This is a genomic window from Blautia faecicola (genome assembly GCF_004123145.1).
Classification (GTDB): domain Bacteria; phylum Bacillota; class Clostridia; order Lachnospirales; family Lachnospiraceae; genus Oliverpabstia; species Oliverpabstia faecicola.
In genome coordinates, this window is sequence record NZ_SDKC01000001.1 from 271,224 (window position 1) to 297,456 (window position 26,233).

Sequence of the window (26,233 nt, forward strand, 5' to 3'; positions counted from 1 at the left end):
TTTCAGGAGGTAAAAAACATGACAAAGATTGACATTATTTCAGGATTTTTAGGAGCCGGAAAAACAACACTGATTAAAAAACTGCTCTCTGAAGCTTTAAAAGGTGAGCAGGTAGTGCTGATTGAAAATGAATTTGGAGAGATCGGTATCGACGGAGGATTCTTAAAGGACTCCGGTATCGAGATCCGTGAGATGAACTCCGGATGTATCTGCTGTTCTCTGGTAGGTGATTTCGGAACTTCTCTGAAAGAAGTGATCACAACCTATCATCCGGATCGTATCATCATCGAGCCGTCAGGTGTAGGCAAACTCTCTGACGTCATCAAAGCGGTAAAAGGTGTGGATGTGGACTGCGAGATCAGCCTGAACAGCTATACAACCGTAGCGGATGTAAACAAATGCAAAATGTATATGAGAAACTTCGGTGAATTCTTCGAGAACCAGTTACAGTATGCAAGAACGATTATTCTGAGCCGTACCGATACACCGAAGGCTACTGAGGAGAAAGTAGCAAAAGCAGTCGCTCTGATCCGTGAAGTGAACAAAGACGCAGTGATCATTACCACTCCGATCGAAAAACTGGACGGTGCACAGATCCTGGAAGCGATGGAGCAGGGCAGAGAAGAAGACGAAGATTTCTGCCCGGTATGCGGTGGACACCACGATCATGACCACGAGCATGAGCATCATCATCACGACCACGACGACGAGTGCGGATGTGACCATGACCACGAACATGAGCATCATCACCATGATCATGATGGCGAGTGCGGATGTGACCATGACCATGAACATCATCATCACGACCATGACGATGAGTGCGGATGCGGACATGACCACGATCACGAACATCATCACCATGATGGCGAGTGTGGATGCGGTCACGATCATCACCATCATCATGCAGATGAAGTATTTACAAGCTGGGGTCGTGAGACTGCTAAGAAGTATACAAAAGAAGAGATCGAAGCTGCATTAAAGACACTGTCAGAAGCAGAAGATCTCGGTGTGATCCTTCGTGCCAAAGGTATGGTGGACGGAAAAGACGGACAGTGGATCTACTTTGATATGGTTCCGGAAGAGTATGAGGTACGCACCGGTACTCCACAGATCACAGGTAAGATCTGTGTGATCGGTTCCAAGATGGCAGAAGACAAAATTGCTGAAATTTTTGGAGTGAATGAGTAATGATGAAGAGAGATGTTCCCGTATATTTAATTACAGGATTTTTAGAGAGTGGTAAAACCCAGTTTCTGGATTTTACCATTCATCAGAGTTATTTTCAGATTCCGGACAAAACGCTTCTGATTCTCTGTGAAGAGGGAGAAGAAGAGTACGATGAGGAAAGCCTGAAAAAAATGAATACGGTGATCGAGATCATCGAAGATCCGGAAGACTTTAACGCGGATACCCTGCAGATGTTGAATAAAAAACATCAGCCTGGCAGAGTCCTGGTAGAGTACAATCCGCTGTGGTCTGTAGATAAGTTCTATCAGACCGATATGCCACGTTACTGGGATCTGGCACAGCATATCGTAACCGTGGATGCCAGCACCTTCCAGATTTATATGAACAATATGAAATCTTTATTCATGGAGATGATCCGAAACGCGGACCTGGTAATTTTCAACCGCTGTCAGGATGAACATCCGCTGGCAAACTTCCGCCGCAGCGTCAAAGTTGTCAATTCCAGAGCGGAAGTGGTATTTGAAAATGAAGAGGGCGAGATCGACGATATTTTCCAGGATGAGATGCCGTATGATATGAACGCGGATATCATTGATATCGAAGATATCGATTATGGTATCTGGTATGTGGATATGATGGATAACCTGGACAAATATGTGGATAAGACCGTCCGTTTCAAAGGACAGGTGTTGAAAAGTCGTGAGCTGAACGCAGGATTTTTCGTGCCCGGACGTATGGCGATGACCTGCTGTGCGGACGATACCCAGTTTATCGGCTATATCTGTAAGAATCCGGCAGCCAAGAGACTGCGGATCGGCAGCTGGGTAACGGTAACTGCAAAAGTTAAAGACGAATTTATGGAAGTATACAACGGCAGAGGTCCGGTATTGTACGCAACAGAGATTGAAGCGGCAGAAAAACCGGAGCAGGAGCTGGTATACTTCGGCTGATGAAGGAGTTATCATTATGTATCTGATCGTAGGCCTGGGCAATCCGGGAAAACAGTATGAAAATACCCGCCATAACGTGGGATTTGACGCGGTTGATCTTCTAGTGGATGAGTATCGCGTACCCTCTTCGGGAAAACAACATAAGGCAATGTACGGAAAGGGCGTGATCGCGGGTCAGAAAGTGATCCTGGCGAAACCGCTGACCTACATGAACCTGAGCGGGGAATCAGTGAGAGCCCTGGTAGACTATTATAAGATCGATCCGGAAGAAGAACTGATCGTGATCTATGACGATATCAGTCTGGAACCGGGAAAGATCCGGATACGGAAAAAAGGAAGTGCGGGCGGCCATAACGGCATCAAAAATATTATCGCACAGCTGGGCACCCAGAACTTCCAGAGAATCAAAGTTGGAGTCGGAGAAAAGCCGAAGGGCTGGGATCTGGCAGATTATGTGCTGGGACACTTTTCCAAAGAAGACCGGGGACTGGTGGATGACGCGCTGAAACGCGTGGCAGGCGCCGTGGAACTGATGGTGCAGGGAGAAGTGGATCAGGCGATGAATCAGTTTAACTAGAAAGGGAAAACGATGGATGCATTCGTACAACCATTATATGAACTGGCCGATTTTGATGCGATCATAAGACAACTGAAGAAACCGGGAATCGTACAGGTTTCCGGATGCCTGGACTCCCAGAAAGCTCATTTTACCAATGGGCTTCTCCGGGAGTTTCCTTTTCGACTGATCGTTGCGGAAAATGATCTGAAAGCCAAGGCATTTTATGAGGATTTTCGGCTGTATGACCCGGAAGTACTGTATTATCCGGCGAGGGATCTGATCTTTTATCAGGCAGATATCCATGGTAATCTTCTTACCAGACAACGGATCCAGGTGCTTCGCGCACTGCTGGAGCGGGAAGAAGTGACGATCGTTACTTCGATCGACAGCTGCCTGGACTGTCTGGTGCCGCTTGCCGTGTGGAAGGAAAAAGTAATAAAGATTCGCAATGACAGCGAGATTGACCTGGATCGGATGAAAAGACATCTGGTGGAACTCGGGTATGAATGGGCGGCGCAGGTAGAGGTTCCGGGACAGTTTTCTATCCGTGGTGGAATCATGGATGTATTTTCTCTGACCGAGGATAATCCGTGGCGTATCGAACTGTGGGGAGATGAGGTGGATTCCATCCGCAGTTTTGATGCGGAAAGCCAGCGTTCGATCGAGAATCTGGAGGAGATTACGATCTATCCGGCGACGGAAGTGGTGCTGGATAAGGAGACGATCCGACAGGGCATCAAAGCCATTGAAAAAGAGGCGCAAAAGAGTCAGAAGAAGTTCCGGGACGAGATGAAGACAGAGGAAGGGGCGAGAGTCCGCCAGATCGCCGCTGAATTAAAAGATCAGTTAGAAGAGATGGAGCACATTGCCGGAGCAGAAAGTTTTGTCCGGTATTTTTATAAGAAAACAGAATCGTTATTGGAATATCTGCCGGAGAACACGCTGGTTGTGATCGACGAGCCGAACCGGTTGACGGAACACGCAAAGACGACGGAAGAAGAATTCCGGGAGAGTATGATTCACCGTCTGGAAAAGGGGTATCTTCTGCCCGGACAGATGGAAGTGATCCGGAACCATCAGGAAGTAGTGCACCGTTTTCACCAGATGCATACGCTGTCGCTGTCCACGATGGAGCCGCGGGGAAATGCATGGAATTTTACGATGGAGATGCAGCTGACTGTAAAATCGGTCAACCCGTACAACAACAGTTTTGAGATGCTGGTAAAAGATCTGTTGCGCTGGAAAAAATCCGGTTACCGGATGCTGCTGCTCTCTCCTTCGCGAACAAGGGCGGCCAGACTGGCAAAAGATCTGCAGGATCAGGAACTGTCAGCTTTTTACAGTGAGGATCCGGAAGAACTGATCCAGCCGGGACAGATCAAGGTCACCTGGGGACGGGTAAGCCGTGGCTTCGAGTATCCGATGGTCAAATACGTGGTGATCTCGGAGACGGATATTTTCGGCAAAGAAAAGAAGAAAAAACGGAAAAAATCCCAGTACAGCGGAAAGCAGATCCAGAGCTTTTCGGAGCTTTCCGTAGGAGACTTTGTGGTTCATGAAAACCACGGGCTGGGCGTGTACCGCGGCATCGAGAAGATGGAAGTGGATGGTGTGGTGAAAGACTATATCAAGATCGAGTATGCAGGAAAAAGTAACCTGTATATTCTCGCCACCCAGCTGGATGTCCTGCAAAAATATGCCGGTTCTGATGCGGCAAAGACACCAAAGTTAAACAAACTCGGCGGACAGGAATGGAAGAAGACCAAGACGAAGGTCCGCGGAGCTGTAAAGAATATCGCGAAAGATCTGGTGGCCCTGTATGCAGCCAGACAGCAGGAAGCCGGTTTCCGCTATGGACCGGATACGGTATGGCAGCGGGAATTTGAAGAGATGTTTCCATTTGAAGAGACGGAGGATCAGCTGCAGGCGATCGAGGCGGCAAAGCAGGATATGGAGAGCCCGAAGATCATGGATCGGCTGATCTGCGGAGATGTGGGCTACGGGAAGACGGAGATTGCGATCCGTGTGGCCTTTAAGGCGATCCAGGAGGGAAAACAGGTGGTTTATCTGGTTCCGACCACGATCCTTGCACAGCAGCATTACAATACATTTGTACAACGGATGAAGGATTTTCCGGTGCGCGTGGACCTTCTGTGCCGGTTCCGCACCGCCAGCCAGCAGAAAAAGACGATCGGGGATCTGAAAAAAGGTCTGGTGGATATTCTGATCGGCACCCATCGGGTGTTGTCCAAAGATGTGCAGTTTAAAGATCTGGGACTGCTGATCATCGATGAGGAACAGCGCTTTGGTGTTACTCACAAAGAAAAGATTAAGCAGATGAAACAGAATATCGATGTCCTGACCCTGACAGCGACGCCGATTCCGCGAACTCTTCACATGAGTCTGATCGGAATCCGGGATATGAGTGTTCTGGAAGAAGCACCACAGGACCGTACACCGATCCAGACCTATGTGATGGAATATAACGATGAGATGGTACGGGAGGCGATCAGCCGGGAACTGGCACGCGGTGGTCAGGTGTATTATGTATACAATCGTGTAAACAACATTGAAGAGATCACCAATCAGATCCGAAAACTGGTTCCGGAGGCGAATGTGGCATTTGCCCACGGACAGATGAGCGAGCGTGAACTGGAAAAGATCATGTACGGGTTTATCAACGGAGAGATCGATGTTCTGGTCTCCACAACAATCATCGAGACGGGGCTGGATATCTCGAATGCCAATACCATGATCATCCATGATGCGGATCAGATGGGACTTTCCCAGCTGTATCAGCTGAGGGGAAGGGTAGGACGCTCCAACCGGACCGCATACGCGTTTCTGATGTACCGGAGAAATAAGATGTTAAAAGAAATCGCAGAAAAACGCCTCCATGCGATCCGCGAATTCACTGAACTGGGAAGCGGGATCAAGATTGCCATGCGTGATCTGGAACTGCGTGGTGCGGGCAATCTTCTGGGAGCGGAACAGCACGGTCACATGGAAGCGGTAGGATACGATCTCTACTGTAAGATGCTGAATGAAGCCGTACAGGAAGCAAAAGGAATCGAAGTACAGGAAGACTTCGAGACAACGATCGACCTGCAGATCAATGCGTACATTCCGGAAAAATATATTCCGAATGAATACCAGAAGCTGGATATTTACAAACGGATCGCGGCGATCGAGAACCGGGAAGAGTATGAGGATATGATGGAAGAACTGCTGGACCGTTTTGGAGAACCGCCGAAGATGGTGCAGAACCTCCTCGCAGTGGCAAGCCTGAAAGCCATGGCTCACCGGATCTATCTGACCGAAGTTAAGCAGCTTGACGACAGCCTGAAACTTACCATGTATGAGCGGGCGAAGATTGACACAGCGAAGATACCGGAGATCCTGAATCAGTATCCGGAAGAACTGCAGTTTAAAATCGAAACAAATCCGTATTTTCTGTATCGTCCGAGAAATCGAAAGGCAAAGGAAGCAGTGCCGATGCAGGAGAAGGCGACTGAATTACTGACGGTCATGCAGTGTCTGGTATAAGTGCAGGCAAATTCTTGTGGTCAGCATAAATTCAGTGCATCGCGAAGCGTGTTACTGAGAACGTAGTGAACAGTAACGAGCGCTTGTGAAAAAAGATTGAAATAAAAGGAAAAAAGTTGCCCCATAGGCGGAAATAGTCTATAATAAATGCTATTAGTGAATAAATGTACTCCCGGAGTACATAAAAGGGTAACGGAGGAAAACATGAGAAAGTTAAATAAAACCGCAGCATGTGGGATTCTGGCAGCTGCTCTTGCAGCAGGTACACTGTCCGGATGCTCAAAAGCAATTGATGGAACAAAAACCGTAGCAACTGTAGGAGATGAAAAAGTAACATTGGGTCTGGCAAGCTATATGACAAGAGATCAGCAGGCGCAGACCATGAGTTATTATAATATGCTGATGTCACAGTATGGTGTCAGCGGCTCTGCATCTAATGTGTGGGATCAGAAAGGAGACGACGGGAAAACTGTCGGGGAAAGCTCCAAAGATGGCGTCATGAAGACAATTAATCAGTTGTATGTACTGAAAGCACATGCGGCAGATTATGACGTTACGATTACGGATGATGAAGAAAAAGCGATCAAAGAAGCAGCAGCGGAATTTATCAAAGACAACGATGAAAAGATCCTGAAAAAACTGGCAGTATCTGAAGACGATATCGTTACGTATCTGGAACTGGTAACGATCCGCAGCAAGATGCATGATCCGATGACTGCAGATGTAGATACCGAGGTCAGCGCCAATGAAAAAGATCAGACAAGAGTCACTATCGTAAAAGTTTCTACAGAAGGAACAGAAAAAGATGATGACGGTAATACCATTGATCTGACAGATGAAGAAAAAGCACAGAAAAAAGACCTGGCACAGCAGGTGCTTGATAAAGTAAAAGCATCCGATGACGTGGCAAACGCAGATATGGATGCACTGGCAAAAGAAGTAGATGACAGTTTAAGTGCGACAGCACCGGCATTTACCACGGCAGGAGATACGGATGATACCTTGGATGAAGCAGTGCAGGATGCGGCTCTGGAATTAAAAGACGGAGAGGTTGCCGACAAAGTCATTGAAGGTGATGACGGTTACTATGTGGTACGTCTGGATAAGATGCTGGATGAAGATGCGACAGAAAACAAAGAGAAGACGGTTATTTCAGAAAGAAAATCTGATCTGTATGACAGCACACTGGAAGACTGGGTAAAAGAAGAAAAAATCAAGGTTGATGATAAAGTCTGGGATCAGATCAAAGTTACGGACAGTGTGTCTTTTGAGTATAAGAGCACAGACAGCAGTAAGGGAGACTCTACAGCGACAGATGCAGACAGTACAAAAGACACAGAAGATACATCCGCACAGGATAGCAGTGCATCAGATTCAGCCGCAGAGGACAGTGCTGAATAATATTACAAAGTAAAAAAGCGGAGGATAGAGAGGATGAGTGTAGTACAGTGGACGACAGGAATCCAGCATATCGGAATTCCCACATCAGATATCGAAACAACGATCCGATTCTACGAAGGTCTGGGATTTCAGACCATGCACACAAACCAGGTGCCGGCAAACAAAGCCAAAGTTGCATTCTTGCAGCTGGGGAACCTGATGATCGAAACTTATGCCGAGGGCGGCAACGGTCTGGACGGTGCCATCAATCACTTCGCTTTAAACTGCACAGACATTCAGGCTGCTTATACCTGGATCTGTGAGTATGGCTATAAAGTGTTGTCGGATGGAATCGAAGAACTTCCGTTCTGGGAGAACGGAGTTGCCTTCTTTATTATTGAAGGACCGAATAAAGAACGGATTGAGTTCTGTCAGCGGAAATAAAACGGCTGTACCATATGGAAGGTAAACCTGACGGCAGTGGCTGCCACTGCTGAGAGGTAAACTGACGGTCAGTTTTGAACAGCTATGTCAGAAATTGCGAAATTACTGACTGTGGATGGAAGCACAAGATACGGTTCGAATACACAAGAATCCCTCTGCAGATCCGCAGAAAAATGCAAAGTGATGAGACGAGATATCGAAGACAGCTATGGATATACAGAGGAAGGAGAAAAACATGACAAGACAACAGTTTGACGAATTAACAGCAAAAGGGGTAGTGATTCTGGACGGAGCGACCGGTTCCAATCTACGAAAAGCGGGTATGCCGGTAGGCGTATCTTCCGAACAGTGGGTGATCGAAAATCCTTCTGTTTTGCAGGAATTACAGCGTGCTTATGTGGATGCCGGAAGCCAGATCGTATACGCTCCCACATTTGCAGCCAATACGATCAGCCTCAGAAATTTTAATCTTCAGGATAAAGTACAGGAGCTGAATACAAAACTGGTCAAGATCAGTAAGGACGGAATTGGAGGACGTGCGCTGGTTGCCGGTGACCTGACGACTACCGGTCAGCTGATGGAGCCGAGAGGAGTGCTGACATACACGGAGCTGTATGAAGCGTATAAAGAACAGCTGAAAGCACTGATCGATGCTGGGGTAGATCTGATTGTTGCAGAGACCATGCTGAGCGTAGATGAGACGGTAGTAGCACTGGATGCGCTTCAGGCAGTCAGCAATATCCCGATGATCTGCACCCTGTCTCTGGAAGCAGACGGAAGCGCTATGTACGGAGGCAATGCCGTGGAAGCTGTTCTTACTCTGCAGGAGATGGGAGCAGCAGCTGTCGGCCTGAACTGTTCTGTAGGCCCGGATCAGCTGGAATCTGTTGTGGCCAACATGAAAGAAGTGGCAACCGTGCCGGTCATCGCAAAACCGAATGCCGGAATGCCATTTGTAGATGATAAGGGCGAAGCCCATTATGACATGAATGCAGATGATTTTGCAAAACACACCAAACGCCTGGTAGAGGTAGGCGCCGGAATCGTCGGCGGCTGCTGCGGCACCACACCGGAGTATATCCGGAAGCTGGCGAAGGCGTTGGGAAGATAAAAAATAAAGGTGGGGGAAGTTATGGCGAAAGTCAAGGAATACCGCATTGATCAGGTTGATGAAGTGTGTAATCTTGGAAAAGCTTTATCTTCTCCGGTACGTCTAGAGATACTTCAGCTTTTGTACAGAGACAGCATGATTATCGGAGAAATAGCAAAAAAATTAAACCTTCCGGCTTCCAGTACCGCGTTTCATCTGAAAATACTGGAGCAGGCCGGGCTGATCCGTATGGAAGAACAGCCGGGTACACGCGGGAGTACGAAACTTTGCATTCCTAAACTGGATATTTTGACCATTGATACAACAAAACGTAATATGGATGTAAAAGAAGTATTTAGTGCTGAGATGCCTATTGGTTCATATAGCAGTTGCGAAGTGAGTCCTACCTGTGGACTTTATGGACCGGATGGCAGTGTGGGAAATGATGACAGGGAATACTCCTTTTATTTACCGGAACGAATCAAAGCCGGTCTCTTATGGACTTCATCCGGATATGTGGAATATAAATTTGCCAATGCTGTTCCGGATGGATGCAATGTGGACCGATTGTCGATTTCCATGGAACTGTGTTCCGAAGCACCGGGATACCGGGAAGACTGGAAATCGGATATTACTGTGTGGATTAATGGAATGGATTGCGGAACGTGGACCTGTCCGGGAGATTTTGGGGCAAGACGTGGAAGACTCATGCCGCCAGACTGGCCGGTAGGAAGTACACAGTACGGTGTGCTGAAAACGTGGGAAGTGCGAAAGGACGGAAGTTATCTGAATGGCGAACGTATCAGTGATGTTACGATCGACATGTTGAAAGTAATGGAAAAACCGTATATAAAAGTCAGAATCGGAAATAAAAAAGATGCGAAATATGTCGGAGGATTTAATCTCTTCGGAAAACATTTTGGAGATTATGATCAGGATATTATTCTGTCAATGGAATACTAGTACATCGTTTTCGAAATAACTGTATCATTCACTTGTCTACAAATCCGATTGCACAGTTCAAAAAGCCTCAGCGTAGCCCGCTACGCCTGCGTTTTTTGAACTGCACACTCGAATCCGTATCCTGCGTGAATAATACAGTTATTTACGAAACGATGTACTAGAGTGTGTTTGAAAAAACAGTACCGGGCTACAGCCGGTACTGTTTTTTTATGTCCAAAAATCGAATGTAAAAATTGTGCAAAAATACAATTTCTCACAATTATAATAAAATCTATGTTGAAAAATAAAATATTACAACAGAAATACTGTTATAATAAAAGAAAATAACAGTAAAAATGTATAAAAAGAAGCGAAAAACAGTTGACAAACCGATGAAAAAGCATATAATTATGGATAAAGAAACAGAAACACTGTTGCAAATAAACCTAAAACAAAATATCGAGACATAAACAAACAGTAAAACTGTTAAAATTATTCTGGCCGGATAAAATAGAGAACGATGTAAGGAATGTTGACTGTAGCAATGATGCTCTATCACTGTATTCAGTTTTTCGGGAAAGAGGAATATGGATTCCAAAAAATATTGGTCAATCTTATCAATCTGTCTACATTTTCGGGATTTATGTTCTGTTTTGGGTACACCAATCAGATAGCTTATTACCAGAAAGAGTGGAAAAACAGTTTTGGAAAGATGCTGAAAAACGTATGCCGCATGTTGATTGCATTTTATATTTCGGGCATCGCCTATGTAGCATTGGTAGAGGGAAAGATATTTCGTTGGAAATTTGTAGCGGAAGTGGTAATGCTGAAAAAATATCCGGGCTGGTCGGAATTTTTGGTTTCTTTTGCAGCAGTATTACTGGTGGGGATTTTTCTGTATCCGATCATAAGACGGATGAACACGATAATGTTTTTGGGGGTGGCTTGTATAAGCTGTATTGCGTGTTATATCCCTTATGAGAGGATACACAACTCCTGGCTGGCATTGCTGACCGGATCAAGAGATTATATTACTTTCCCGGTGCTACAGTATGGTGTGTTTTTTGCGGCTGGAATTCTGGTTTGTAAAAAGGAGATCAGATGGAATCTCCGGATACTGCTGCTGACAATAATTGCAGGAATCCCATGCCTGATTACTGTTTTGAAAACCGGTTTTTTGCCGGAACGTTTTCCGCCTTCCGTATGGTTTATCTGTGGGGGATTTGTACTGGTATATGGATATTATCTGATAGCGGTGGGGATGGAACGGAAAAGGAATCTCTATATAATAGAAAAAATTGCTCATTATTTTGAAGAGATAGGGAAGACTTCGTTGTATTATCTTCTTATGAGTAATCTTTTAATATTTGCACTTGCGAGCTCTAGCTTTAGTTTCCGCAGTGAAATGTATGCCTATACATTTTTTGGGATGCTTATGTTGATCATGTGGTATCTCAATCATATAAATAATGCAAAAAATGGAGGAAAGCAAAAATGAAATGTTACATCAAGGACTATCCAAGACCACAGTTTGTAAGAAACAACTGGGAAAATCTGAACGGAACCTGGGATTTCGGGTTCGATGATGCAAATGTGGGTGAAAAAGAAAAATGGTATCAGGAATTTAAAGGAGATAAGAAGATTCAGGTTCCGTTTACTTATGAAACGAAATTAAGTGGTATTGAGGATGAAAACCGTCACGATTTTATCTGGTATCACAGAACAATCACGGTAGATGGTGCAAAAATGGAAAAGAACCGTTATATCCTGCACTTTGAAGGAAGCGATTTTATCACAAAGGTATGGGTAAACGGTGCATATGCGGGAAGCCACAGGGGCGGATATGCAAGAATTTCTTTTGATATCACAGAGCTGGTTTGCGATGGGGAAAATCAACTGACAGTAAAAGTAGAAGATTCTTACGATCCACAGCAGCCAAGAGGAAAGCAGCGTTGGGTAGAGAAAAACTTTGGATGCTGGTATGTACAGACTACCGGTATCTGGAAAACGGTCTGGAGCGAGTATGTGCCAAACATCAGTCTGGCATCTGTGAAAATGACACCGGATCTGGAGAATGCAGCATTAAAACTGGAATATGAAGTAGACGCTGCACAGGAAGTTCTGAATGAAGATCTGGTTATTACAGCTGCGATAAGCTTTCAGGGAATCCCGATTACCAGTCAGTCAATAATGGCCAACCAGAAACATATAGAAACAACCATGAATGTGGCTTACTGTGGCGGTATAGGACAGGGATGGGGCCTGGAATGGGGCGTGCGTACCTGGGCACCTTCACAGCCGGATCTGTATGATATTGATTTTACGGTTACATATAAAAATGAAGTACAGGATACGATCGGATCTTACTTTGCGATGCGAGAGATTCGCATCGACGGACCGAACATCTTGTTAAACGGTCACCCACTGTACCAGAGACTGATCCTGGATCAGGGTTATTGGAAAGATTCTCACCTGACACCGCCGAGTGAGGAAGCGCTGATTGAAGATATCGATAAGATTCATGCGCTTGGTTATAATGGACTTCGCAAACATCAGAAGATCGAAGATGAAAGATTCCTGTACTGGTGTGATGTAAAAGGAATGCTGGTATGGAGTGAGATGGCAGCTGCTTACCAGTATACCGATTATGCAGTAGAAGAATTTACAAAGGAATGGATGGAAATCGTACGTCAGAACTACAACCACCCGTGTATCATTACCTGGACACCATTCAACGAGTCCTGGGGTGTAAGCAAGATTGAGACCAGACAGGTAGAACAGCACTTCACAGAGGCAATCTACTACCTGACCAAGAGCTTCGACATCATGCGCCCGGTTATTGTCAATGACGGATGGGAGCATACAGTCTCCGATATTATTACACTTCACGATTATGAAGAAGTGGGAGAAACTCTGTATAAACGTTACACAGAATACCGGGAGCAAATCCTGACGACAGAGGTATACCACAGCAGCGCAAAATCTGCATTTGCCAACGGCTACGAATATAAGGGACAGCCGATCATCATCAGCGAATACGGTGGAATTGCCTTTGACAACGATGATTCCGGATGGGGCTATGGCAATAAAGTGAATACCAAAGAGGACTTTATCAGACGGTTTGATGATATCACAACCGCGGTAAAGAAAATTCCATACTGCTGTGGTTTCTGCTACACCCAGGTCAGCGACGTACAGCAGGAGATCAACGGGCTGATGGATATGGAAAGAAACTTCAAAGTTGAACCGGAGATCATCAAAGAAATTAACGAACGCCAGATTGGATACTGGAGATCATTTATGTAAAATAATAAGAGATGAAAAGAGTCATCTGTGCAGCAGCCTGCGCAGGTGACTTTTTGTAATGTGTCTTGTGGCCGGGTTTGTGTACAATAAAAATTGCCTTTGACGGTGCAAATTTGATTGACAGGAAATGGGTCAGTACCTATACTTAAATTAAATTACCGATTTATAAAAATTTAATAAACGCAAGGCAAGCGAAAGATGAATTTGGTGAAAAAGGAAACAGGGAGGGAAAGTATATGGCGAAATTTTGTACTAAATGCGGAAGAAAATTAGAGGAAGGCGAAGTTTGTACCTGTACATCGGCAAATCAGGAGTCGCCGCAACAGATTTATGCACAGCCGCCACAAACGGAGGAGTATGGATCAATGGCCGGATCGACGGAAGGACGGCGACAGGATCAGAGCCGACAGCAAGGCCAGTATTACAATCCAAATCAGCAGAACCAGTATTACAATCAGAGCCAGCAGGGCGGCCAGTATTATGATGCCAATCAGCAGAACCAGTATTACAACCAGGGGCAGCAGAGCGGTCAGTATTATGATCCCAATCAACAAAACCAGTACTATAACCAGGGGCAGCAGGGTGGCCAGTATTACGATCCCAACCAGCAGAATCCGTATTATAATCAGAGCCAGCAGGGTCAGTATTACAATCAGAATCAGCAGGGTCCATACAACAACCAGGGTCAGTATTATCAGGGGAATGGACAGTATCAGCAGCAGAGAACCAAAGAGGCAGAATGGCTGTACAACAAGAAAGATCAGCTGGTGGCGGGAACAAAAAACATGTTTTCTGAGATTCTGCCAATTCTGAAAGCACCGGTAACCAGAGTAAAAGAAATTGCAGACAGCAATAATCCGGCGGTCGGCATTGAATTTATTGCAACGAAAATGGTGGTATGCCTTCTCTTTTTATTAATTGTATTGTTGAAGATAAGAGGAGCCGTATCAGGTTACAGTTCTTACATAGATATAAAAATCCCGTATCTTAAGAGTATTCTGTGTGTGATTCTGGCAACTGCCGGTATTGATGTGATCGATGCATTGCTTCTGAAAGTAATTACAGCTCTGTTCGGTGCAAAAGCAAGCTTTCAGGCATATATTGATGTTGTTGGTGCTACGGATATGTTCGCTATATTTATTATCATTATAGAAGGAATTCTGATCGGAATCGCACCGGAAATCGCGCTGGTATTTTTCGGAATTCTGGCACCTCTGGTAACCTATATTCAGTTTGCACAGTATCGTGCAGTGGCAGATATTGACGAAGACAAAAAACCGTATGCATACTTTATTGCGAAATTATGTTTCACAATCATTACGGGACTGGTTGTGTACCTGCTGGTGAGAAGCACATTGAACAGTATGGCCGGTGGACTGATCAACAGTCTGGGAGATATTTTTAATATGCTGTAAAAGTAGTAGAATGAATCAGGAGTATGTTGAAAATTCATCTTTAACGATAGGATTTTAGAAGTTTGAGATAACCAGAAGATACAGATTTCTGAAAATTACATGTACAATGACAACAGACTTCTGCAGAAAAAGAATAAGATATGAAAAATCAGCCAGAAACTTGATCGGCAGCGGATTCACCCGAAAGGTGTGTTATCCGCTGCCGATGATACAATAGGAGTAAAGATAGGATGAAAAAGAAGAAAAAACAGTCAACAGGTCTGATCGTTGCAGCGGTACTTCTTGGTGTTGTGGATGTGGCGGCATTTGCATTGCTGCTGGCCGGTGTTTTGATCTCTCCGGCAAAAGGAGAAACAGTAAAAGCAGAACTTTCCGCAGACTTTCAGGAAAACGATCAGGAATATTATGACGTGGACAGGACGGAGAATTATCCATCAACCGCGACGGTAGCTTACGGGGGTACAGCGATTATCGGAGATGCTCCGGATACGAATGACACATCCGATACAGAGGATTTGACAGAGGACGATGACGATACCATCGATACAAGCGACGATCCGTATGCAGGTTTCGTCTTCCCGGACAGTGATACGACAATTATCACGAAAACGCAAATGAAAGCAACACTCAAGACCAGAAGCCTTTGCCGGCGGGCGGTTAATGAGATTTATGCGCGTCACGGCTACCAGTTCTCCAAACAGGAAAATACCGATTATTTCAATCAATATGACTGGTACCGGAATATGCCGAAAGAAACCGATATGAGTATCGTGGCATCTGAATTCTCTTCGGTAGAAAAGAAGAACGTGGAAGCTCTTCAGGCATATGAAGATTCGAAAGACTGGGATTAGGGAAGGAGGCGTGAAAAATGTATTGTCCAAACTGTGGAACAAAAAATGAGGATGATTCCCTGTTTTGTATGGAATGTGGAACTCAATTAAAAAAGGATACCGTCCTAAATCAGCTCCCGCATCAGGAAACTATACCGATGCAGCCGGAAGGAAGAACTGTGACAGATGCCGATATTCCGAAAAATCGGCAAAGCGGAAGTCAGAATAATGAAAATCCGAATAACAAAAATCAGGATACCAGGAATCAAAATATGGGAAACCAAAACGAAAATCCGTCAGATATTCGCAGAAATGGAAATCCAGGAGGACAAAACGATTACGGTCAAAACTATGGAAATGCCAATCCGGTCAACTTAGCCGGTCGGGGGCAGCCGTATTTTACCGGCAGCGCTCCGAACAGTTCACAACCTCAGGGAGGAGGTCGCTATCAGGGAACACCGGATCAGAGACATCATCAGCCACCCAAACAGAAAAAACCGGTTTCGAAGCTTGCGATTTTTGTGGCGATTGAAGCTATAGCAGCAGTGGCATTATTTGCAGGTGCCTATAAGATCACATCAGACCGCTTTTCACCGGAAAAAGTTGCGATGGATTACTGGGAAGCCAAAGCAGATCATGACTGGTCTCAGGCATATGATTATTGTAATTTCCCAAACAGTGATCTGCTGACAAAGAAAATGTATGTACAATCCAAAGCAGATCAGACAGAGCCGCTGGAGTACCAGTCGGTAACGATCAAAGATGTCAGACAGCTCACTTCGGAGGCAGTAAATCAGCTGGGAAATCTCGCTTCTATGTTAGATGCAGACGGTGACGACTATGATGATTATCTGGATGATCTGGAAGACGAATTAGAAGATGATGATCTGAAAGTATATCGTGTGGAATATATAGAAAAAGGTGCTGCCAGCAAATCGGTAGAATACATCACACTGACAGAAACAGAAAATAAAAAATGGCTGTTCTGGGATGAGTGGAAAGTGGCAGATGTAGAAAGCTGGGCAGGAAATGTCACATATAGCATACCGGAAGGAGCTACACTGCAGCTAAATGGAGAAACCATAGATGACAGCGCAGCTGTTATTGATGACGGCTGGAAAATAATCACGATCCCCTACCTGTTCACCGGTGACTATCAGCTGCAGGTAACAGAAGATGGAATGAAACCTTATTGCAAAAATACAAGTATAACACCGTATGGAACAGAAGAAGGAAACATCGGTCTGGTTCCAACAGACGAAACCTTGAAAGCATTAGGCGAACAGGCGGGAAATGACATCAAATTTCTTATAGAAAGTGCCTTACAGGGAAAATCATTCGAAGAAGTAAAGGACGTATTTTCTTCCGGTGCTCTGGAAGATGGTTACATTAAAAATTACTATGAAAACCTGACTAACAAGGTAAAAGGCAACGGCTCCGCCAAGATCACAGGACTAGCCATCAGTAACATCAACACAGCCCTGGACTCATCCCCTACAGGAACCGAGATAGACCTGCGAGGAACAGCACAGAGAAAAGAAAACTACATCAACTACTGGAACGAAATAGAAGAAGAGGATAATGAAATCTATTTCGTCGCAAGCTACTGTAAAGAAGGAGCCGAATGGAAACTGATGAACCTGCCGGTAGATGAATATGTGTTCTAGATGTGCAGGTTTTGAAAGAACAAATCATCAGAGACAGGAAAAGTGTTCCGGAAAATGCTTGAAAACTTGTGCCAATAATCTGCAGATCCCATTTTGAGGCACATTTTGTATTCATTCGGTTGGCAAGAATAAATACATATTGCTGATTGACATTGAAACTCAGTAGGAGGAGGGAAGGCGGTCCGGAGGCGTGGACACTTTGTGGGCGGTTGGGGCAAGCTTTAAGATCCGACGCTTACGCAGACTTTCGCGAGGGTCAGCTGACCCTCGCAAATATAGTCGAAGTTAGCGGCTAGCTTAAAGTTGCCCTGCCCACGTCCACGCCCCCGCCCCCGGACCGCCTTCCCTCCTCCTGCGTCTCCATACCAGTCATCCCCAATCATATGGTATTACATCCCCATACCAGCCACCCTCTCACCTTTTTCCCACTTCCTATAGAAACACCTTTCAAAACCCATAAACAAAATTGATAAAAATTTGCAAAAACACTTGTTAAAATCTTATCAATGCGTTATAATATACCCAAATGGAATCGAGCTGATACTTATCTTAGCGGAGGGAGAAGTGTGAACTCTTATATTTTTATGAGAAAATCCAAAAAAGCTAATTGATAGAAAGCGAAGATTTCATATTTTTTTGCCACAATTGTTAAAAAATAGACAAATGGAAAGGAAGAAGGAGACACTATGAGCAGCAAAATTACAGTTATCGGAGCCGGAAGTGTTGGTTCTACAATTGCGTATACCTTATCTAATCAGAATGTTGCATCAGAGATCGTCCTGATCGACATTAACAAAGAAAAAGTAGAAGGCGAAGTCATGGATATCGCACAGGGAACCTGCTTCAGAGACCCGATCTCCATCGTTGCCGGTGAATACGAGGATGCAAAAGATTCCGACATCGTTATCATCACCTCTGGTATCGCCCGTAAACCAGGTCAGACAAGAATCGAACTGACACAGACCAACGTAAACATTCTGAAATCTATCACACCGGAGATCGTAAAAGTAGCTCCGCATGCATTATATATCATCGTAAGTAACCCGGTAGATATCATGACCTATGTATTTACCAAGATTTCCGGACTGCCGGAAAACCAGATCATCGGATCCGGAACCATTCTGGATTCTGCCCGTCTTCGCTGCGGACTCTCCGAGCATCTTAATGTAGCACAGAACAACATTCATGCATATGTATTTGGTGAGCATGGTGACACATCCTTCATCCCGTGGACCGGCGCATATGTATCCGGTGTAAGTCTGGATGAATATTACGATATTGCAAAGAGCATGGGAAAAGAAGTAAAAGAAGTGGACAAAGATGCGATGCTCGAATACGTACAGAAATCCGGCGGACAGATCATCAAGAGAAAAGGTGCTACTTTCTATGCAGTATCTGCTTCCGTATGCAAACTCTGCTCTATCCTGACATCTTCCTCTGATTCCATTACAACGGTATCTTCCATGATGCACGGCGAGTACGGAATCGATGATGTATGCCTGAGCACACTGACACTGGTCGGACCGAACGGTATCCAGGGTAAAGTGCCGATGCGTATGAACAAAAAAGAGATCGAGCAGTTACATAAGAGTGCCGATGCGCTGAAAGAGGTTATCGCACAGATCAATCTGGACTAAACAGCCAGTAACGAATGTCGGTCGGCTGCAACAATAGCCGACAGGCAGGAAATTTACATAAAGAAAGGATACAGGAACTATGAAGTACAGTTATTTTCCGGGTTGTACCCTGAGAACAAAAGCAAGAGATCTGGATGCATATGCCAGAGTATCTGCAAGGGCACTGGGATTTGAACTGGAAGAAATAGACAACTGGCAGTGCTGCGGTGGTGTCTATCCACTTGGCTCTGATGAAATTGCCACCAAACTTTCTTCCGTCCGTGCTCTGAACCAGGCCAAAGAAAAAGGTCAGGATCTGGTAACTCTCTGTTCTGCCTGTCATCATGTGATCAAACGTGTCAACGATGATATGAAGAACGTAGAAGACATTCGTACCAGAGCAAACAACTACATGAAACTGGAAGAACCGTATGCGGGCGAGACAGAAGTGCTCCATTTTCTGGAAGTGCTCCGTGACCGCGTAGGATTTGATGAATTAAAGAAAAAAGTGGTCAGTCCGTTAAAAGGAAAGAAGATCGGTGCTTACTATGGCTGCCTGCTTCTTCGCCCGGGCAAGATCATGGCGTTTGATAATCCGGAGAATCCGACCATCATCGAAGACTTTATCCGTGCCATCGGTGCTACACCGGTTGTATATCCATACCGGAATGAGTGCTGCGGCGGATATATCTCTCTGAAAGAAAAAGACATGTCCAGAAACATGTGCAACAATATCATGGACAGCGCAGCAGGATTTGGTGCTGAGATGCTGATCACCGCCTGTCCATTGTGTCTGTATAACCTGAACAAGAGTGGAAACGGAAAACTTCCGGTTCATTATTTCACAGAACTTCTGGCAGAAGCTCTTGGCGTAAAAGAAGAGGCTTTGCAGACACTGACATCGGATAAGGAGGTGGCACAGGCATGACAAATGAAAAGAAACAGGCAGAACTGATCAAAGAGATCAGCGGTGTCAATCCCCTCAAATGTATGAAATGTGGTAAATGTTCCGCTTCCTGCCCGTCTTTCAACGAGATGGACATCAAACCACATCAGTTTGTATCCTATGTGGCAAACGAGAACATCGAAGAACTGGTAAATTCCAAATCTCTGTGGAAATGCCTCTCCTGCTTTGCCTGTGTAGAGCGTTGTCCGAGAGATGTAAAACCGGGTAAACTGATCGACGCAGCAAGACAGCTGGTAGTCCGCCAGAAAGGTCAGAACTATCTGACACCGGATGAGATTCCGGAACTGCTGGATCCGGAACTGCCGCAGCAGTTGTTAGTCAGTGCATTCAGAAGATATAGGAGGTAACCCTGGTGCAGAGAATAGGAGTATTTGTCTGTCATTGCGGAAGTAATATCGCAGCAACGGTAGATGTGAAAAAAGTAGCAGAGATGGCTCTTATGGAGCCGGGTGTTGTTCATGCAGAAGATTATCAGTATATGTGTTCCGAAGCAGGACAGGCACTGATCGCAAAAGCAATCAAAGAAAAACAGCTGACAGGAATGGTCGTTTGTTCCTGTTCCCCACGTATGCATGAGGCTACCTTCCGAAAAGCAGCGGAAAGAGCCGGACTGAACCCATACATGGTAGAAATCGCCAACATCCGTGAACATTGTTCCTGGATCCATAAAGATATGGAAGAGGCAACAAAGAAAGCCGTTATCCTGATGAGAGCGGCAGTTGCAAAGGTAAACCTGAACGCACCTTTACAGCCGGGCGAGAGCCGTGTAACAAAACGTGCCCTGGTCATCGGTGGTGGTATTGCAGGTATCCAGACAGCCCTGGACATCGCAGATGCAGGTTACGAAGTAGATATTGTTGAGAAAGAGCCGAGTATCGGTGGAAGAATGTCCCAGCTGGACAAAACCTTCCCGACTCTGGACTGTTCTGCATGTATCCTGACACCGAAGATGGTGGAAGCCGCAGCTCACGAAAAGATCAATATCTATACATACAGTGAAGTAGAAAAAGTATCCGGTTTCGTCGGTGACTTTACCGTAGATATCCGGAAAAAAGCAAGAAGCGTCAACATGGACAAATGTACCGGATGTGGTGTATGTCAGGAAAAATGTCCATCCAAGAAAGCACCGAGCGAATTTAACCGCGGTCTGAACAACAGAAGCGCGATCTACACACCATTTGCTCAGGCAATCCCGAACGTACCGGTGATCGACCGTGAACACTGTATCAAGTTCAAAACCGGAAAATGTGGTGTATGTTCCAAAGTATGTCAGGCAGGTGCGATCGACTACGATCAGAAAGACGAGATTGTAACAGAAAAATACGGCGCAATTGTCGTTGCAACCGGATTTGATATCATCAAACTGGACAACTACGATGAGTATGCATACAGCCAGAGCAAAGATGTCATCACCTCTCTGGAACTGGAACGTATCATGAACGCAGCAGGTCCGACAAGCGGCCATCTGGAACGTCTCTCCGACGGAAAACCTCCGAAGGAAATGGTATTTATCCAGTGTGTGGGAAGCCGTTGTTCCGATGACAGAGGAAAGAGCTACTGCTCCAAGATCTGTTGTATGTACACCGCAAAACATGCGATGCTGATCCGTGATAAATATCCGGATGTCAATGTAACTGTCTTCTATATTGATGTGCGTACTCCTGGTAAGAACTTCGATGAGTTCTACCGCAGAGCCGTAGAACAGTATGGAGTAAATTATATCAAAGGTCAGGTAGGAAAAGTGATTCCGCAGCCAAACGGAAAACTGCTGGTACAGGGATCCGATCTGTTAGATAACAAACAGATCCTGAAAGAAGCAGATATGGTTGTTCTGGCAGCTGCCATCGAGCCGAACCCGGGTGTTCGTAAGATCGCAACCATGCTGACAGCAAGTATCGATACCAACAACTTCCTGACAGAAGCACATGCAAAACTCCGTCCGGTAGAGTCCCCGACCGCAGGTATCTTCCTGTCCGGTGTATGCCAGGGACCGAAAGATATCCCGGAAACTGTAGCACAGGCAGGTGCAGCAGCTGTCAAAGCCATCGGACTGCTGGCAAAAGACAAACTGATGACCAACCCATGTACCGCAAAACCGGATGAACTTCTGTGTAACGGATGTTCCACCTGTGCAAATGTGTGCCCTTACGGAGCAATCACATACGAAGAGAAAGAAATTAATGACCACGGTATCCGTGAAACCCGCCGTGTGGCTCAGGTCAACAGCGCACTGTGCCAGGGTTGTGGTGCATGTACCGTAGCCTGCCCATCCGGAGCGATGGATCTGCAGGGATTCTCTAACAGACAGATTATAGCGGAGGTAGATGCAATATGTCGATAGAAGCAAAAGAAGAATTCAGACCGAAAATTGTAGCGTTCTGCTGTAACTGGTGCAGTTATGCAGGAGCCGACCTGGCTGGAAGCAGCCGTCTTGGTTACCCGGCAGATGTAAAGATCATCCGTGTTCCATGTTCCTGCCGTGTCAACCCGATGTTCATCCTTCGTGCCTTCGAAAAAGGTGCGGACGGCGTGATCATGTGTGGATGTCATCCAGGAGACTGCCATTACAGCACCGGTAACTATTACGCAAGAAGACGTATGACACTGCTGTTCTCCATGCTCGACTATATCGGTGTGGAAAACGGACGTACCCGTGTAGAATGGGTATCAGCAGCAGAGGGTGTAAAATTCTCCACAACCATGAACGAGTTCGTGGAAAAGATCCATTCCCTTGGTAAGAACGTTAGATTGGAGGATATAAGATGCAGGAATTAATCAACCGTGCGAAAGAACTGCTGGCAGACGGAACAGTAGCCCGGGTTCTTGGCTGGAAAGCCGGAGACCTGCCTTACAATCCGGAACCTGCGTATTTTGAGACAGAAGAATCTCTGAAAGATTTCGTATACAACGGATTCTGCGGAGCAAACTTAAGCAAATATATGATCGAAGCTTCCAAACTGGAAGGAAAAACCATGGTCTGTCTGAAACCGTGTGATACATACAGCTTCAACCAGCTGATCAAAGAACACAGAGTCAACAGAGAAAAAGCCTACATCGTCGGTGTGGGATGTAAAGGAAAACTGGATATCGAAAAGATCCGGAAACAGGGAATCAAAGGTATCGAGTCCATCCAGGGAGCAGAGATCACAGATGATGCCGAGACACTGACCATCCAGACCATCTACGGCGAGAAAACATGTGCTTACAAAGACGGTATGCTGGAGAGATGTCATGTATGTAAAGGCAAAGAACATCAGATTTATGACGAGATCATCGGGGAGTCCAAAGACACCAAAGATGCAGATCGTTTTGAACAGGTAAAGAAAATCGAAGCTATGAAACCGGAAGAGAGATTTGCATTCTTCCAGAGTGAACTGAGCAAATGTATCCGTTGCAACGCCTGCAGAAACGTATGTCCTGCATGCAGCTGCAGAAAATGTGTATTTGACAGTAACAAGTTCGACAGTTCCCAGAAAGCAAATGTAGATTCTTTCGAAGAGAAGATGTTCCACATTATCCGTGCATTCCATGTGGCAGGAAGATGTACGGACTGTGGCGAGTGCAGCAGAGTATGTCCGCAGGGTATCCCGCTTCATCTGTTCAACCGCAAATTTATCAAAGATATCGATGAACTGTACGGAGAGTATCAGGCAGGAGAAGATACCGATTCCAAAGGACCGCTGACAAACTTCACATTTGACGATGCAGAACCGAGCATCGTAGCAGAAAGGGGATAATGTATGTATAAGATAGCAAAAGAAAATCTGTCGGCATTATTCCAGAGTATTGCCGAGAATCAGGAATTATATCTGCCTGTTGAAGTAAGCGGTCAGGTAAACTTCAAAGCGTGGACCCAGGATGCAAACGTATCTCTGGAAACACTGAAAACCGTAAAATCTCCGAAAGATGCCTTCTTCCCTCAGAGCGAGAACCTGTACACCGTACAGAGAGAGGGAAAGAAACTGAGCATCGAACCGCAGGCACTCAAAGAACAGAACTTTGTAGTATTCGGTATGAAAGCCTGTGATATTCAGGGCGTGAAAGTTCTGGATAACGTATTTTTAAGTGATCCGATCGACAGCTTCTACGCTGCAAGAAGAGAACACGGAACCATCGTTGCCATGGCATGTCATGAGCCGGAAGAATCCTGCTTCTGTAAAGTATTCGGCATCGACTGTGCAGAACCTGCAGCAGATGTGGCTACCTGGATGGTAGACGGCGAACTGTACTGGAAAGCCCTGACTGACAAAGGTGAGGCACTGACCAAAGCAGTAGAAAGCCTCCTGACAGAAGCTGACGGCACAGATGCAGAAAAACTGGAGACAGAAAAAACTGCTATTCGTGCGATCGTAGAAAAACTGCCATATTCCGATCTGTCCCTGGAAGGATGGAACGGAGATGCACTGACAGAAAAGTTCAATTCTCCGGTATGGGAAGAATTGTACAAACCGTGTCTGGCATGTGGTACCTGTACTTTCGTATGCCCGACCTGCCAGTGTTACGATATCAAAGATTATGACACCGGACATGGTGTAAAGAGATACCGCTGCTGGGATTCCTGTATGTACTCCGATTTCACCATGATGGCGCATGGAAATAACCGTACCAGCCAGCTGCAGAGATTCCGTCAGAGATTCATGCACAAACTGGTATATTACCCGGCAAACAACAACGGCATGTACTCCTGTGTGGGATGTGGCCGTTGCGTGGAAAAATGTCCGGCATCCTTAAACATTGTAAAAGTTATCAAAGCATTTGAAAAACAGGGAGGTGACAAATAATGAGCGAATGTACCTGTCATAAAAATTACACGCTGGATACTCTGATCCCTCAGGTTGGTATCATTACAGATATCCGTCAGGAGACACCGGATGTAAAAACATTCCGTGTCAACGCTCCGGAAGGAGGAAAATTATTTGAACATATGCCGGGTCAGTGTGCCATGGTGTGTGCACCGGGTGTAAGTGAAGGTATGTTTTCCATTACTTCTTCACCGACCAATAAAGAGTACCAGGAATTCAGTATTAAAAAATGTGGTATCCTTACCGATTACCTGCACAGCCTGCAGGTAGGTGATGAGATCACAGTTCGTGGACCGTACGGTAATCATTTCCCGGTAGAAACCGAATTGAAAGGTAAAAACCTGCTGTTTATTGCCGGTGGTATCGGTCTGGCACCACTTCGTTCTGTAATCAACTATGTGCTGGATAATCGTGAGAATTATGGAACGGTAGACATTCTTTACGGATCCCGTTCTGCTGACGATCTGGTTCAGTTAAAAGAAATCCAGGAAGTGTGGATGAAAGCAGAAGGCGTAAACGTATATCTGACCATCGACCGGGAACAGGAAGGCTGGGACGGTCATGTGGGATTTGTTCCGACTTATCTGAAAGAAATCGGATTCGACACTGACAAAGTAGCTCTGGTCTGCGGACCGCCGATCATGATCAAATTCGTTCTGGCTGGTCTTCAGGAAATGGGATTCACCAAAGAACAGGTGTACACAACTCTGGAGCTTCGTATGAAATGTGGTGTTGGTAAATGCGGACGTTGTAATATCGGATCCAAGTACGTATGTAAAGACGGCCCGGTATTCCGCTTTGATGAAATCGACGAATTACCTAACGAGTATTAAGAAAGGACTGGTACCGACAAATGGAAAAAATGGTAAATGTATATTTTTTCGGTAAAAAATATAGTGTGCCTGCAGAACTGACAATTATGACAGCTATGGAGTATGCCGGTTACACTCTGAAAAGAGGATGTGGATGCCGTCACGGTTTCTGCGGAGCCTGTGCAACAATCTACAGAATCAAGGGTGACAACGAGCTGAAAACCTGTCTGGCCTGTCAGACACAGGTTCAGGAAGGTATGTATGTGGCAAGTATCCCATTCTTCCCGACCGATAAGAGAACATACGATATCGAAGAGATCAAACCGAACGCTCAGATCATGATGGAACTGTATCCGGAAATCTACAGCTGTATCGGATGTAACGCATGTACAAAAGCATGTACCCAGGATCTGAACGTTATGCAGTATATCGCATACGCACAGAGAGGTGAACTGGAGAAATGTGCAGAAGAATCCTTTGACTGTGTAAGCTGCGGATGCTGTTCCGTAAGATGCCCGGCTGGTATTTCTCATCCGATGGTAGGTCTTCTGGCAAGACGTCTCACGGGAAAATATATCGCACCGGAAGCAAAACATCTGACAAAGAGAGTGGAAGAGATCCACGAAGGTGCTTACGATGACCTGATTGAGAAGATCATGCAGAAACCGATCACAGAAATGGAAGAACTTTACAACAACAGAGATATTGAGAAATAGGAG

General features: G+C 45.5%; 24 protein-coding genes. 23 read left to right on the plus strand and 1 reads right to left on the minus strand.

Features of this window, described 5'->3' with window-relative positions; all coding sequences use genetic code 11:
* Nucleotides 1-18 precede the first annotated feature (18 nt).
* The 14 genes from ETP43_RS01035 (at nt 19) to ETP43_RS01095 (ending at nt 17,317) form a co-directional block, all read left to right on the plus strand.
* Nucleotides 19-1,188 carry a GTP-binding protein gene (locus tag ETP43_RS01035; protein ID WP_129256825.1) on the plus strand — a complete coding sequence of 390 codons (1,170 nt, stop codon included), beginning with the start codon at nt 19-21 and terminating at the stop codon, nt 1,186-1,188.
* On the plus strand, nt 1,188-2,138 hold the full coding sequence (locus ETP43_RS01040) for a TIGR03943 family putative permease subunit (protein WP_022400435.1): 951 nt from the start codon (nt 1,188-1,190) through the stop codon (nt 2,136-2,138). Before ETP43_RS01035 ends, ETP43_RS01040 begins: the two co-directional genes overlap by 1 nt.
* A 16-nt stretch (nt 2,139-2,154) precedes the next feature.
* Complete coding sequence (gene pth, locus ETP43_RS01045) at nt 2,155-2,715, plus strand: aminoacyl-tRNA hydrolase (protein ID WP_129256826.1); 561 nt, start codon at nt 2,155-2,157, stop codon at nt 2,713-2,715.
* 12 nt (nt 2,716-2,727) lie between these two features.
* The gene (gene mfd / locus ETP43_RS01050) at nt 2,728-6,243 is read left to right on the plus strand and encodes a transcription-repair coupling factor (protein WP_129256827.1); all 3,516 of its coding nucleotides are present in this window, start codon (nt 2,728-2,730) and stop codon (nt 6,241-6,243) included.
* A gap of 204 nt (nt 6,244-6,447) precedes the next feature.
* On the plus strand, nt 6,448-7,644 hold the full coding sequence (locus ETP43_RS01055; RefSeq protein WP_164979552.1) for a peptidyl-prolyl cis-trans isomerase: 1,197 nt from the start codon (nt 6,448-6,450) through the stop codon (nt 7,642-7,644).
* A gap of 33 nt (nt 7,645-7,677) precedes the next feature.
* A complete protein-coding gene (locus tag ETP43_RS01060) occupies nt 7,678-8,067 on the plus strand; it encodes a VOC family protein (RefSeq protein ID WP_129256829.1) in 390 nt (129 codons plus the stop codon).
* An 84-nt stretch (nt 8,068-8,151) separates the two neighbouring features.
* Nucleotides 8,152-8,322, plus strand: a complete 171-nt coding sequence (locus tag ETP43_RS16985) for a hypothetical protein (RefSeq protein WP_164979554.1) — start codon at nt 8,152-8,154, stop codon at nt 8,320-8,322.
* Nucleotides 8,303-9,178 (plus strand): homocysteine S-methyltransferase family protein, encoded by an 876-nt coding sequence (locus ETP43_RS01065; RefSeq protein WP_129256830.1) that lies wholly within the window; start codon nt 8,303-8,305, stop codon nt 9,176-9,178. The genes ETP43_RS16985 and ETP43_RS01065 overlap by 20 nt, the downstream gene beginning before the upstream one ends.
* Nucleotides 9,179-9,199: 21 nt before the next feature.
* On the plus strand, nt 9,200-10,120 hold the full coding sequence (locus ETP43_RS01070) for an ArsR/SmtB family transcription factor (protein WP_129256831.1): 921 nt from the start codon (nt 9,200-9,202) through the stop codon (nt 10,118-10,120).
* A 508-nt stretch (nt 10,121-10,628) separates the two neighbouring features.
* Nucleotides 10,629-11,597 carry a hypothetical protein gene (locus ETP43_RS01075; protein WP_129256832.1) on the plus strand — a complete coding sequence of 323 codons (969 nt, stop codon included), beginning with the start codon at nt 10,629-10,631 and terminating at the stop codon, nt 11,595-11,597.
* The gene (locus tag ETP43_RS01080) at nt 11,594-13,405 is read left to right on the plus strand and encodes a glycoside hydrolase family 2 protein (RefSeq protein ID WP_129256833.1); all 1,812 of its coding nucleotides are present in this window, start codon (nt 11,594-11,596) and stop codon (nt 13,403-13,405) included. Before ETP43_RS01075 ends, ETP43_RS01080 begins: the two co-directional genes overlap by 4 nt.
* A 236-nt stretch (nt 13,406-13,641) precedes the next feature.
* Nucleotides 13,642-14,820, plus strand: coding sequence for a hypothetical protein (locus tag ETP43_RS01085; RefSeq protein ID WP_129256834.1), 1,179 nt, complete (start codon nt 13,642-13,644; stop codon nt 14,818-14,820).
* Nucleotides 14,821-15,050: 230 nt separating this feature from the next.
* Nucleotides 15,051-15,671 (plus strand): YARHG domain-containing protein, encoded by a 621-nt coding sequence (locus ETP43_RS01090; protein ID WP_129256835.1) that lies wholly within the window; start codon nt 15,051-15,053, stop codon nt 15,669-15,671.
* Nucleotides 15,672-15,688: 17 nt separating this feature from the next.
* Nucleotides 15,689-17,317 (plus strand): zinc-ribbon domain-containing protein, encoded by a 1,629-nt coding sequence (locus ETP43_RS01095; protein WP_129256836.1) that lies wholly within the window; start codon nt 15,689-15,691, stop codon nt 17,315-17,317.
* Here the strand turns inward: ETP43_RS01095 and ETP43_RS18740 are convergent.
* Nucleotides 17,199-17,480, minus strand: a complete 282-nt coding sequence (locus ETP43_RS18740) for a DUF6783 domain-containing protein (RefSeq protein WP_408608698.1) — start codon at nt 17,478-17,480, stop codon at nt 17,199-17,201. The genes ETP43_RS01095 and ETP43_RS18740 overlap by 119 nt on opposite strands.
* Before the next feature lie 523 nt (nt 17,481-18,003).
* Between ETP43_RS18740 and ETP43_RS01100 the strand changes: the two genes are divergently transcribed.
* The 9 genes from ETP43_RS01100 (at nt 18,004) to ETP43_RS01140 (ending at nt 26,230) form a co-directional block, all read left to right on the plus strand.
* Entirely contained in the window at nt 18,004-18,954 is a 951-nt protein-coding gene (locus ETP43_RS01100; protein ID WP_129256837.1) for an L-lactate dehydrogenase, read from the plus strand.
* 79 nt (nt 18,955-19,033) lie between these two features.
* On the plus strand, nt 19,034-19,861 hold the full coding sequence (locus ETP43_RS01105) for a CoB--CoM heterodisulfide reductase iron-sulfur subunit B family protein (protein WP_129256838.1): 828 nt from the start codon (nt 19,034-19,036) through the stop codon (nt 19,859-19,861).
* Entirely contained in the window at nt 19,858-20,247 is a 390-nt protein-coding gene (locus ETP43_RS01110; protein WP_129256839.1) for a 4Fe-4S dicluster domain-containing protein, read from the plus strand. Before ETP43_RS01105 ends, ETP43_RS01110 begins: the two co-directional genes overlap by 4 nt.
* A 5-nt stretch (nt 20,248-20,252) precedes the next feature.
* On the plus strand, nt 20,253-22,241 hold the full coding sequence (locus ETP43_RS01115; protein ID WP_129256840.1) for a CoB--CoM heterodisulfide reductase iron-sulfur subunit A family protein: 1,989 nt from the start codon (nt 20,253-20,255) through the stop codon (nt 22,239-22,241).
* Nucleotides 22,232-22,675 (plus strand): hydrogenase iron-sulfur subunit, encoded by a 444-nt coding sequence (locus ETP43_RS01120; protein WP_022172894.1) that lies wholly within the window; start codon nt 22,232-22,234, stop codon nt 22,673-22,675. Before ETP43_RS01115 ends, ETP43_RS01120 begins: the two co-directional genes overlap by 10 nt.
* A complete protein-coding gene (locus ETP43_RS01125) occupies nt 22,663-23,637 on the plus strand; it encodes a 4Fe-4S dicluster domain-containing protein (protein WP_129256841.1) in 975 nt (324 codons plus the stop codon). Before ETP43_RS01120 ends, ETP43_RS01125 begins: the two co-directional genes overlap by 13 nt.
* A 3-nt stretch (nt 23,638-23,640) precedes the next feature.
* Nucleotides 23,641-24,681, plus strand: coding sequence for a 4Fe-4S dicluster domain-containing protein (locus ETP43_RS01130; protein WP_129256842.1), 1,041 nt, complete (start codon nt 23,641-23,643; stop codon nt 24,679-24,681).
* Complete coding sequence (locus ETP43_RS01135; RefSeq protein ID WP_129256843.1) at nt 24,681-25,535, plus strand: FAD/NAD(P)-binding protein; 855 nt, start codon at nt 24,681-24,683, stop codon at nt 25,533-25,535. The genes ETP43_RS01130 and ETP43_RS01135 overlap by 1 nt, the downstream gene beginning before the upstream one ends.
* A gap of 20 nt (nt 25,536-25,555) precedes the next feature.
* Nucleotides 25,556-26,230, plus strand: a complete 675-nt coding sequence (locus ETP43_RS01140; RefSeq protein WP_022172898.1) for a 2Fe-2S iron-sulfur cluster-binding protein — start codon at nt 25,556-25,558, stop codon at nt 26,228-26,230.
* Nucleotides 26,231-26,233: the final 3 nt, after the last annotated feature.